We start from the raw sequence: 11,971 nt of genomic DNA, 5'->3' as shown, positions 1-11,971 counted from the left end.
ACGTGAAGCGCTGGGACAGGGCGGCCTACAATGGACGCAGCCCTGAGACAGGCACGCGCTGTCGAGGGGTCAGGCGTTGGTGGGTGCGGGAACACCTGCCAATGCCGTAGATGACTAAACGACCAAAATTTCGGGGGTAAGGGTAAGCCGCGCTGACTTGGGGTCATTCACAGCTTGATGGTTGATTGTAAGGGATGCGATCGCCCCTGGCAAGAAAAAGTTTCACGGGTTCAACATTGAGAACAAGGATTGGGCACAAGGATTGGGCGCAAGGATTGAGAACGAGGATTGGGGGCAAGAATTGGGGACAACCTTGAGCAAACCTGTGATTAGTTGCCGCAGCGAGAAAATAGCTTGATACTGGGGAGGAACCGTGATGCACTGAGACTCTGTCATGAGTGCCTCTTCTGCCTATGAATATCAGGTCGGCGGCAGGCTGCCCGCAGGCGCACCTAGCTATGTCGTGCGACAGGCAGACGACGAGCTATATCGGGCGCTCAAGACGGGTGAGTTTTGCTACGTGCTGAACTGTCGGCAAATGGGCAAGTCTAGCCTGCGCGTGCGGACGACCCAGCGCCTCCAGGCAGAGGGCTGGAGCTGCGGTGTGGTGGATTTGTCGAGCATCGGCAGCCGCGACATCACGCCCGACCAGTGGTATGCCGACTTGATTATGCGCCTGCTGCGGAGCTTCCAGCTTGCCAAGCAGGTTCCTCTGCGGCAATGGCTGGCAGAGCGTCAGGACTTGTCGCCTGTGAATCGGCTGGGTGAATTTCTAACAGAGACGCTGCCTGCGCTGGTGTCGCCGCCGATTGTGATTTTCGTGGATGAAATCGACAGCATCCTCAGTCTATCGTTCAATACCGACGATTTTTTTGCGCTGCTGCGGGCCTGTCATGATGCGGGGCAGTTGACCTTTGCGCTGCTGGGGGTGACTACGCCCTCTGACCTGATTGCGGATAAGACGCGCACGCCGCTGAATATTGGTCGGGCGATCGCCCTCACTGGGTTCCATCTCGACGAGGCCGAGCCGCTGCTGATGGGGCTGGAGGGCAAGGTCGATCATCCCAGAGCCGTCCTGCGCGAAATCCTTGCCTGGACAGGCGGGCAGCCGTTTCTGACGCAAAAGGTGTGTCAACTGGTGGCCCAGCACAGCCAGCTAAACGCCACGCCCGGTCGCGCCCCGTGGGAAGCGCCCGATTTGCAAACGCCGTTTTTGCAGCAGTTGGTGCGCGAGATTTTGACCAATCACGGCGCAGAGTCGGTGCAGGTGGCCGCTATTGTGGAATCTAAGGTAATTGAAAACTGGGTCGCCCAGGATGAGCCGCCACATTTACGCACCATTCGCGATCGCCTCTTGAACGACGAGCGGCGGGCGGGCCGCCTGCTGGGGCTTTATCAGCAGATTCTCCAGCAAGATCCTGCAACCCTGTCGGTATCCCCACACTCTATGTTTTCACACCCAGGCAGCGGGCGGTCCACAACCCTCACCGACGACAGCCGCGACTCGGTGGAACTGCTGCTGTCGGGGCTGGTGGTCAAGCAAAACGACCGCTTGCAGGTTTACAACCGGATTTATGAGCGCGTGTTTAATGCAGCCTGGGTCGAAAAGCAACTCTCGGCGCTGCGTCCCTACGCGGCCGCGCTGGATGCCTGGTTGCAGTCAGGCGGGCTGGACGAGTCGCGGCTGTTGCGCGGGCAGGCGCTGGCCGATGCCCAAATCTGGTCGGCTGGGAAAAATCTGCCCGCCGACGACTACCGCTTTTTGGCGGCCAGCCAGGCCCTCGACCAGCGGGATATGCAAACGGATTGTGCTGCTGCTTTTGGCAGGGGTGGGGCTGGCGGCAGCGGCGATCGCCCTTTCGGTCAGTCTATGCCGGGTTCGGGGTTAAACTCTAGCCGATAGCGGTAGAGCGCAACAGGGCGATCGCCCGCTGCAAAGTAATCGGGGTCCTGGGGCGACAGATAAATTGCCGTCACTTGGTCAGCAGTAATGCGGGGCAGTTCGTCGGGGTGCAGTTGATAGGCCGTGCTGGTTTCCACCGTATTGAAGTAGATTTGCGGCGATCCTAAAAACTCCTGCTGAAAGACCTCAGTGGTGATGAACTCTGAGGGACTGGGCGTTTCCACCCCCCGCGCCACCACCGTAGACACCAGTTCCTTGGCCCCCAGCAAGCTGTCTTCAGACTCGTCGCGCAGCAGCGTAATCTGGCGGTTGGGATTTTTGGGATCAACCTTCACCGCCAGCACCGGACTTTTTTGATCGGGCTTGTCTAGATACGCTCTCGCCAGGTTCAGCCCGTTAAACGCGCGATCGGCGACGACTTGCGGCTTGCCCAACAGCGACGGCGGCAGCGGCAGCCCCCCAAAGCGATTGGGCAGCGTCGCCACAAATCGCGCCTGAAATAGCACTGGCTGGTTGAGATACTGCCGATTGCCCTCAAACCCAGGGGTTGTGATCTCGGGGGCCAGCGGCGCGACCAGATCTACCAGCGTCGTGGTTACGTCCCAAGTGCCCTCAAACCAGTCGGGATAGACCAGATCGCCCCTGGCACTGGGCAAGAGCGGCTTGCTTTGCCAGTCGGGAAACTGGGCCAGGCGATCGCCCAGCGGCCCCGCCTGCACGGCTCCATGTATCCCCAGCCCCGCCCACAGCGCCAGCCATAGCGCCACCGCCAGCCCCACTCGTCTAGCGCGGCGCAGCCACCCAACGGTTGGTAATATTGCGAGTGGCAATATTGCGGAGATACTTGCCAGCGGCTTTGCAATTCTAGAGGCGATCGCTCGTAGTTTGGACACCGCCTTCACCGGACACCTTCCTGTGGGTCTATGCTTTCTGCAAACCTACCATACAATAGGTTTTTAGGGGATTTTTAGCGGATTTTTAGAAGATTCCGCAAGCGCTCTGGGTGCCTACGCTAAGTGCAGGGCGATCGCTACAATTCTGAAAAACATTGAGAACATCAGGGTAATTACTGGGATCATGACCCCGTAAATCCAAGCAATTGCTCGGCATAAGGATAATAGATTACCGAGATGGAACTCATCTGGGTATTAAAATCCAATTTTCTAAAATACCGCCCAGATCGACTCTTTGGGAACAATATGAGAGAGCAACTTTGCCTTGCATGAAAAGCAAGGTCGTTTTATCTAAACAAAGAAACTGGGTCAGTCGTTTTTACAAAAGGCATGTATCCGCCAAGTGCGGTTTATGAATTACTCTCAGTTTGAACAGTGGCTCCGGGCACTCCCGCGCGATCGCTCTCCTGATGACCATTTAGCCAGTCCGCATCTGCAATCAGTTGACTTTCTGGGCGACCCTTTGCAGGTGTCTGCATGGCTCGATCGTTTGCCGCTGGGCATTGCAATTTATCGACAAGATGGCCGCACTGCGTTTCTCAATCGAGTCGCCCAGGAGATGCTTGGCCTGTCCTCCGACCCATCTTCAGGAATCATCCATCCAGACCCCTGTCCAATCTTTCAGGCTGGCACGGGGCGGCTGTATGCGGCTCAGGCATTGCCGATCTCTCGCGCCCTGCGGGGCGAAAGCTGCATAGCCGACGATTTGGAAATCCGCCGTGCGGGGCGATCGCTGCTGCTAGAAGCGCGGGCGGTGCCATTGTGCAACAGCCAGGGCGAGGTGCTGGCCTGTGTTGCCATATTTCAAGACATCACGCTGCGGCGGCAGGCCGAGCGATCGCTCGTTGCCCAAAACCACGCCCTGCGGTCAGAAATTACCCAAAAAACGGAGGCGTTACACCGCCAAAAAATAGAAACGCAGGCCCTGCTCGATGCCATTCCTGACCTGATTTTTCGTGTTAGCGCCCAGGGCATCTATCTCAGCTATCTCAAGACTAATTATTTGATTGATCTGATCCCGCCAGACCTTAACCCGGTAGGAATGCATGTTTCCCATCTTTTGCCAAAAGAGGTCGCCCAGCGCAAGCTGCACTATCTAGAGCAAGCCTTTGCCACGCAGCAAATCCAGGTCTATGAGCAGCAGGTTTGGTTTGGCGATCGCCTCCAGCATGAAGAAGTCCGCATTGTGCCCTATGGCCCCACCGAAGCGCTGACGATGATTCGCGATGTCACCGACCGCAAATCCGCAGAAGACGCGCTGCGCCAGAGCGAGGCCAGGTTTCGCGCCGCCTTTGACCATAGCGCCGTGGGCAGTTCCATCACCGCCCTCAACGGCCAGATTCTAGCGGTCAACGCTGCTTGTTGCGATCTGCTGGGCTACACCGAGGCTGAACTGCGATCGCTCACGTTCCAGGCCGTTTCTCACCCTGAAGACCTGGCTGCTGACTTAGCGATGGTGCAGGAATTAATCGACGGTAAGCGAAACTCCTTTCAGATGGAAAAACGCTATATCCGCAAGAGTGGAGAAATTACCTGGGCACTGCTGAGCGTATCGCTGGTGCGAGATGCACAACAAAATCCGCTCTATCTGCTGGCGCAAATGCAAAACATTACTCGGCAAAAGCGGGCCGAAGAGATGCTGATTCGAGCCAACCAGGAGTTAGAAGCCCTCGTCAACATTGACGGACTGACGCAAATCGCCAATCGCCGCCGCTTTGACCAGCACCTCCAGCAGGAATGGAATCGGCTCTTGCGAGAACAGCAGTTTCTCTCGCTGATTTTGTTTGATGTAGACGAATTCAAGCGCTATAACGACTGCTATGGACACCAGGAAGGTGACGACTGCCTGCGTCAACTCGCCCAAATCACCAGGTGTATCGTGCAGCGTCCGGCTGACCTGGTGGCTCGCTATGGCGGCGAAGAGTTTGGCGTGATTTTGCCCAATACAGATATAAAAGGGGGGCGGGCGATCGCCGAAAAAATTCGCCTCGGCATCCAGGCGCTGGGCATCCGCCATGAGTGTTCTCGCGTGGCCCAGGTCGTGACGGTTAGCCTTGGTGTCACTAGCCAGATTCCCACCTCTACGCAAACTATTGAAGCCCTGATGGCGCAGGCCGACCAAGCCCTCTACAACGCAAAACGTCGGGGCCGAAACCGGACTGTGGTCTACCGGGACTTTGACATGTCCTAATCAGGCTTTGCAGATGTAGCAAACTCTAGCAGGACAAAATAAGTGGACAAATTAAGTACCAATTAAGTACCGACGGGAGTATCGGTACAGATTGCTTAATTTAATTAAACTCAAGGCGTTACGAAATTTATTGGTATTCGTAAAGTTTATTTACAAATTGAAATGTCAAAATTCGTAACAAAAATGAAAGCAAGGTTCCAATTTTTAGGGATTCATTTCTTAAAGAAACAAGCCTATATTGTTACGTTTCATCACTTCGGATAAATCTCCAGAATCCCTTGCACCAAGACTGTTTCAGGCTGTCTGGAAACCCTTTTTTAGGAATTCACGCATTAAATCTTTTTGCAATCCATCGTTTGAGTTTTTGATCTGCGCTTGAATAAAAGTATTGAAAAGAAGCGCAGTTGCGCGATCTCCTCAGGTGTTTCCCCAGAATCTTGCGTTTTACCGAATAGGTAGCTGCAAAAGAGGATGGGCGATCGCTGGGGAGCGGTTGCAGGTGCGTCGCCTTAATAAATCCATCTTTAGGGGTTCGCTGCAATGAACTGGTTTGCCCAACTCACTCGACTCATCCTCGACTTTTATCGGGAGGACCCGGCCGAGCTACGACAGTTGCAAGGGCTAAAGGCATGCCGACTGTCTCGCCGCTGGGGAGTGCTGCGAATTGAGTGTCGCGATCGCCAGGTCGCCGAAACCCTCCTTGCTGCTCAAGACTTGCTCAAGGAGCCGATTTCAGAACTCCGGATTGCTCACCAAATCAATATTCTGGTCAACGGCGTGCTGATTAGCAGCCTGGTTGTGGACCCATCCAGGCTCACCTTTTCGTAGCTTGGTCGGAGATGGGTTACTGATATCTCTGCGCGACATCTCTGCGCTGACATCCGTTCTGCTGGCTGAGCGATCGCTCGGTCTATTTTGGTTCTCAGAGCGCATCGCAATCGGAACGCATCGCAAAAGGACTGGCAGGGGCGATCGCCCAGCCGATTCCCACCAGCGATTTCCACAGAAGAACACCGCTACGCCCCAGTCCTTTAGCACACCAACGTTTTTCGTGTGTTTCTCGCGTGTTTCTCGCGCAGGGCTGAACTACACCTTCAGCGCCACCAGCTTTTGCACCGCTTCCACAATTTGGGCAGGCTGCACAATCGTCAGATTCTCTAGCGTGCCGTTGTAGGGCGTGGGAATATCCTGCGAAGCGAGGCGAATCACGGGCGCGTCCAGTTCGTCAAAGAGGCGATCGTTAATCGATGCCGTAATTTCTGCGCCGATGCCGCCGGAGCGCATACATTCTTCCACGATGATCACGCGATGGGTCTTGCGAATCGACGCACCAATCGTCTCAAAGTCCAGCGGCTTCAGCGAAATCAGGTCAATCACTTCTGGGTCAAACCCCTCTTTCTCCAGGGTCTTCACCGCCTGCATGACGTGATGGCGCATCCGCGAATAGGTCAGGATGGTCACGTCGCTGCCTTCGCGCACGGTCTCTGCTTGGTCCAGCGGCAGCAGGTATTCTTCTTCTGGCAAATCCTGCTTCAGGTTGTAGAGCAGCACATGCTCGAAGAAAATCACGGGATTGTCATCGCGGATGGCAGACTTTAGCAACCCCTTGGCATTGTAGGGAGTCGAGCAGGCCACCATCTTCAGCCCAGGCACGCCCTGAAAATAAGCCTCTAGCCGCTGGGAGTGTTCTGCGCCAAGCTGCCGCCCCACGCCACCCGGCCCCCGCACCACCAGCGGAATCTTGAAGTTGCCGCCGGAGGTATAGCGCAACATTCCGGCGTTGTTGGCAATCTGGTTAAACGCCAGCAGCAAAAAACCCATGTTCATCCCTTCGATGATGGGACGCAGCCCCGTCATCGCCGCCCCGACGGCCATCCCCGTAAAGGCATTTTCGGCAATTGGCGTATCCAACACGCGCAAATCGCCGTATTTCTTATACAGGTCTTTGGTGACTTTGTAGGAGCCACCATAGTGCCCCACGTCTTCGCCCAACACAAACACGGACGGGTCACGCGCCATCTCTTCGTCGATTGCTTCGCGCAGGGCATTGAACAGGAGGGTTTCTGCCATTGGAATTGCTAATTTTGGTAAATCACTCAATCTAGAATCATACCCTGGTTGTCTCTCATCTGTTTGCAAGAGATGCACTTTTAGACGAGAGAAGCGACCGAGGCTTGACTGGCTATCCAAACTCACCAATCGGCACAAGATAGATTCCCGCCAGCGTTGCCGCCTGCGCCGCGCTCTAGGCCAGCACCGACGGCAGCACAAATGCCAGCCCAATCAGCAGCGCCCCAAACAGCAGATTCCAGAAGCGGTGATAGCTGCGAACCGTCCACTTGGCGGGGCAGTCTAGCCGAATCAGGTCTACCCAGGGCATCATGCCGCGTCGGAACCAACCCAGCGCACTGACGGACTGGTGAATAAAGCTTTCGGCCTGACTTGCGCCAAACAAGAAGTTGCCCAAGGGCCCAAAGCGGGACGAATAGCGCAGCAAGATCATCCCCGTCGGATCTTGCAGCTTGAGTTCTGAGCCATAGGCATAGCCAGAGTCGCCTTTGCCAATAATTTCGCCGCTTAGCTTGACTGGGCGACCCCGCAGCGGGCTGGCGTAGGGGTCAGACATGAGGGTGAGTATGTCCATCGCTGGGGCACGGTTGAAGTCGGGATACATGACGAAGGTTTTGAACAGCAGCCCGATGCCGCCACCCAGCAGTGCAGGAGCGGCGATCGCCCCCAGGTTGCTCGCATAAAGGGCGATCGCCACGAGCAGCCCCAGCCCAAAGCCGATCCAGTCTGCCCAATACAGCAGCACATCCAGCACAAAGTTGCCATAGAGCCGCGTTTTGTTTAGCCCGCGCCCTTCGCGCACCACCTGCGCCATGTCAAACTCTGCACCCAGCCCAAGCTGTTCGGCGTAGGTGCTGAGGGCGCGGACGCGCTTGCCCGTCAGCGGGTGAGTGGAATTTAGCTCCATCCAGGCCGCCCAGGGGTTAAACATATCCCAGAGGAAGACGCGCCCCACCTGCACCGGGCTTGCCGCCACGCGGTAGGCCGTGCCTGTAAATCCGGCGCTGCTGCTGTCGGCAATGCCCAGCGTGCGCGTACCTTGCAGCACCTTGCTGGGCTGGGGGTTGTGCTGTCCCTCTTCCACAATTCCGTAGGCGATTTTCACCAGCGCCCGCGACAGCCCGTTGGGGTTGCCCGTCACCTCGGCGGCAAAATGGTCGGCGTAATATTCCCGCGTGCGCGACAGATACAGCACCAGATATTCGCCTAGAACGTAGAACACATAGGCGGCGATCGCCACACTCCGCATCCCCAGCTTGAGCCGTCGCGCCATTTCGCTGTCGCCCAGCCAGTCCTGGGCCTCTCGCAGATACACATACAGAAGATATGTAATCTGGACCAGCGTTGCCGCCAGCGTCATCACGGCAAAGTCCCAATGCACGACATGGCCCAGTTCGTGGGCGTAGACCGTGGCCACTTCGTCATCGTCCAGGTATTTAAACAAGCCCTGGCTCACCACCACCCGCGCCGTGTTGGGCAGCGAGCCGTAGGTAAAGGCGGTGGGGTTGTCGTCGGGAATTAGCCCCAGGCGCGGCTGAGCAAGCTTCTTTTGCTGGCAAACGGTGCGGATGACGCGGCCCGCTTCCGGACTGCGCCGCTCAATATCCGACAGCGAGACCCAGCGCGTGCCATAGAGCCAGCCCTGCACCACATCCATGATCAGCGGCGACAGGAAAAAGACAATGGCGTTGAACAGCAGGGTTGCCACCAGCGCCAGGCCCAGCCCCGCCGTGGGGTTGTCGCTGCCATGCAAAAACAGCAGCGCCATGCAGAGCGCAAACACCATGCCAAACAGCAGCGTGATCGTCATGCCCGATGCCAGGGCCAGACTGCTGGCCACGCCTTTCATCACCAGCGAGACTCCGCCGCGAGGGGCGCGGGTTTTGGTGGGGCTGAGGGCAGACGGTTGGGCGTTTGAGATGTTGGATTTTCGATTTTGGATTTTGGGATGCAGGCCGGCTGCGTCGGCGAGGGGGGCTTCGAGTTGGGTTGCTTCGGCTTCGGGTTCGGGAGCCAGTGCATTCAGATATTGGCGGGCCCAAAGCTGCACAAATTCTTTTTCGTGGTGCAGCAATTGACGGCAGAGGGCGATCGCCGTCTCGGTTTGCCCATTGCCGTTGTAGGCTTTCACCAGCCACATCTGGGCTTGGGCGAAATCTTTGTGATGGGGATTGGCGGATCGGCAGTACGTTTCTAAATGCTCGACGGCTTCGGCAAAGCGCTTGGTTTTCAGCGCATGGTTGCCCCGATTGAACAGGTCGAGGGCTTCTTCGGCGCTGAGCTGCGGCAAGTCGGCGGTGGGCGCGTCGGTGGCGGCCGATCCAGCGGTGTCCGGGCCGATTGCAGGCGCAGCGGATAGCGTGGGCAGCAGATTTTTGGCCCAGGTTTGCACTTGGGGCGGCGCGTCGGTACTCATCTGCTGACAGAGGGCGATCGCCCGCTCTGTCTGCCCACCGTCGTAGTAAGCCCGCACCAGCCACATCTGCGCCTGGAAATAGAGCTTGGACTGGCGATCGGCGGCCTGGCAGCAAGCCATCAGCGCTTGAATCGCCGCTTTATACTGCTGCTGTTTAACTGCTTGAATGCCCGATTTCAGGAGGTTCTCGGCCGTCATGACTCGTACTCCTCAAAAGACAATGAGGTATCAAATTGAACACGACACCTCTAGGGTTCCCATCTGAGAATCTTCCTTATTCTTCATCGCCAAAACTTGCGTTCCCGGAGTCTGCCCCAATCCCGCAGCCTGATGGGAGTAACCCGATTGGAGGATGCCCCAGCAGGGCGATCCCGCTAAATTACTAAACCATTCCCGCGATACCTGAACCCGTATTTAGAGTTTTCAAAGAAAATCCTGAAAATTGCTGTAAAAATGCCGAATGCATCGCTTTGAAGCTTCTGGGTTTGCAGGTTGTGAGATAGTTTCTGATTAATTCTCTGATTACTCTACTGATTGCTATTGATTGCTATGGCTTGAGGTTGGCGGCGCTGTGCCAGCAGCAGTTCACGTTTGGCAAGTTTGGGTTGATTTGGCTGATTTCGGGACTTAGCAGGTTTCAATATGAGCGTGAAGGTGTTGCGTCGGGGTTCGCTGTTTAGTGCCGCGCTGCTGCTGTCAGTGGTGGCTGGGGCCTGCCGGGGTGGCCCGCCAGGAATGCAGGGTGGCCCGCCTCCCATGCCTGTGGAGTTGCAAACTGTGCAATCCAGTACAGTGCTGGAGACTTCCGAGTTTGTGGGCGCACTGGAGGCGGAAGATCGGGTTGTGCTGCGCCCCGAAGCCGATGGGCGCGTGGTAGAAATTTTTGTGCGTCCGGGGGATGTGGTGCAAGCACGAACCCCGATTGTGCAACTGCGGGCTGACCGCAGCCGTGCAGAGGTCAGTGGGGCGATCGCCGATTTGGAAGCAGCCCAGTCGTCTCGAAATACGGCATTAGCACGGCTGCGGGCCGCTGAAGCGGAGGTCGCCCGCACAGCGGCCGATGTCACTCTGGCGGAGTCAGATTATCGCCGCATCGAGTCGCTGGTGTCCGCTGGTGCGCTGTCGCGGCAAGAGCTAGACCGAGCGCGAAATACCCGCGATACGGCGATCGCCAGCCGTCGGGCAGCAGAAGAGAACGTGCGGGCTGCCGAAGCCTCGCTGCGCGAAACCGAGTCCCAAATTGCCCGCGCCCAGGCAGATCGCAACGTCGCTGCTGAGAACCTGCAAGATCGGCAGGTGATTTCGCCAATTGCGGGCGTGGTAGGCAATATTCCGGTGAAGGTGGGCGACCTAGTCACGCCCAGCACCACGCTCACCAGCATTATTCAGAACGGCACGCTGGATTTGAACATTGCCGTGCCCATCGAGCGATCGCGCCAGCTCCGGGTTGGGCTTCCGGTCGAGCTATTAGATGAACAGGGCCAGCCCGCCCTGCGCGGTCGCATCAGCTTTGTTGCGCCGGAGGTCAGCAGCGGTGAACAGTCGGTTCTCGCCAAGGCCAGCTTTACGAACGACGGCAGCCTGCGCGATGGACAACTGGTTCGCACCCGCGTCATCTGGAGCAGCCAGCCCGGTCTGCTCGTGCCCACTGCTGCCGTTACCCGCATTGCCGGACAAACCTTTGTTTACGTGGCTGAACAGGCCGAAGCCAACCCCGATCAGCCCGCGCCGGCAAATGGCGCACCCGGACAGCCGCCCATGCAGGTGGCCCGCCAGCGCCTCGTGCAACTGGGCAGCATCCAGGGCAACAGCTATCAGGTCATTTCTGGCGTGCAGCCCGGCGATCAGGTCGTCGTGTCGGGTGTGCTGAACCTGACCGAGGGCGCACCGATCATGCCTGCTCAGGCGATGGCTCAGTAGAAAGGGGCTAGGGGTTGGAGATTGAGGATTAGGCAACCCGCATCGGAGACGTTTCATCTTGTGCAGAGCCATCACTCTCAGTCCTTTACCCAGCCCTAACCTTTCGTCCCCAACCCCTAACCCTTAACCTCATGTTTGCCAACTTTTTCATCAAACGACCCGTTTTTACGCTAGTTTGCGCCATTATCACGGTGTTTTTGGGGTTGGTGGTGCTGCCCACGCTGCCAATCGCCCAGTTTCCTGACATCACGCCGACGCAGGTGGTGGTAACGGCAAACTATCCGGGTGCAGATGCAGAAACGGTAGAAAGCGCCGTGACGAATATCCTGGAGCGGGAAATCAATGGCGTAGATGGACTGCGCTACATGAGTTCTAGCAGCGGCAGCGATGGCACCAGCCAGATCACCGTCACCTTTGCAGCAGGGCAAGATCCGGACATCGCGGCAGTGAACGTGCAGAACCGAGTGGCCCGGGCCGAGCCTCGTTTGCCAGAACTGGTGACCCGCACCGGGATTACG

At 57.2% G+C, this 11,971-nt stretch carries 8 protein-coding genes; 5 read left to right on the top strand and 3 right to left on the bottom strand.

Annotated features, from left to right (window positions below):
- Nucleotides 1-394 precede the first annotated feature (394 nt).
- The gene (locus IGS51_RS05515; protein WP_297076927.1) at nucleotides 395-1,903 is read left to right on the top strand and encodes an AAA-like domain-containing protein; all 1,509 of its coding nucleotides are present in this window, start codon (nucleotides 395-397) and stop codon (nucleotides 1,901-1,903) included.
- Here the strand turns inward: IGS51_RS05515 and IGS51_RS05510 are convergent.
- Nucleotides 1,864-2,676, bottom strand: coding sequence for a DUF6816 family protein (locus tag IGS51_RS05510; RefSeq protein ID WP_367279267.1), 813 nt, complete (start codon nucleotides 2,674-2,676; stop codon nucleotides 1,864-1,866). The genes IGS51_RS05515 and IGS51_RS05510 overlap by 40 nt on opposite strands.
- Nucleotides 2,677-3,208: 532 nt before the next feature.
- On the opposite strand from IGS51_RS05510, the gene IGS51_RS05505 reads away from it, so the two are divergent.
- Nucleotides 3,209-5,047 (top strand): diguanylate cyclase, encoded by a 1,839-nt coding sequence (locus tag IGS51_RS05505; RefSeq protein WP_297076921.1) that lies wholly within the window; start codon nucleotides 3,209-3,211, stop codon nucleotides 5,045-5,047.
- A gap of 540 nt (nucleotides 5,048-5,587) precedes the next feature.
- The gene (locus IGS51_RS05500; protein WP_297076918.1) at nucleotides 5,588-5,875 is read left to right on the top strand and encodes a hypothetical protein; all 288 of its coding nucleotides are present in this window, start codon (nucleotides 5,588-5,590) and stop codon (nucleotides 5,873-5,875) included.
- A gap of 258 nt (nucleotides 5,876-6,133) precedes the next feature.
- Here IGS51_RS05500 and IGS51_RS05495 read toward each other — a convergent pair whose 3' ends face one another.
- Together IGS51_RS05495 and IGS51_RS05490 are read right to left on the bottom strand one after the other, a co-directional pair.
- Nucleotides 6,134-7,117 (bottom strand): alpha-ketoacid dehydrogenase subunit beta, encoded by a 984-nt coding sequence (locus tag IGS51_RS05495; RefSeq protein WP_297076916.1) that lies wholly within the window; start codon nucleotides 7,115-7,117, stop codon nucleotides 6,134-6,136.
- A 175-nt stretch (nucleotides 7,118-7,292) separates the two neighbouring features.
- Entirely contained in the window at nucleotides 7,293-9,731 is a 2,439-nt protein-coding gene (locus tag IGS51_RS05490; protein ID WP_297076913.1) for a M48 family metalloprotease, read from the bottom strand.
- A 444-nt stretch (nucleotides 9,732-10,175) separates the two neighbouring features.
- Here IGS51_RS05490 and IGS51_RS05485 point away from each other — a divergent pair, with 444 nt between their 5' ends.
- A complete protein-coding gene (locus tag IGS51_RS05485; protein WP_297076911.1) occupies nucleotides 10,176-11,453 on the top strand; it encodes an efflux RND transporter periplasmic adaptor subunit in 1,278 nt (425 codons plus the stop codon).
- A 131-nt stretch (nucleotides 11,454-11,584) separates the two neighbouring features.
- The coding region (locus IGS51_RS05480) for an efflux RND transporter permease subunit (protein ID WP_297076909.1) at nucleotides 11,585-11,971 on the top strand (387 nt) is incomplete at its 3' end.

The sequence above is a fragment of the Thermoleptolyngbya sp. M55_K2018_002 genome, assembly GCF_015295965.1.
Classification (GTDB): Bacteria; Cyanobacteriota; Cyanobacteriia; order Elainellales; family Elainellaceae; genus Thermoleptolyngbya; species Thermoleptolyngbya sichuanensis.
This window is presented reverse-complemented; position numbering and strand designations above follow the sequence as displayed.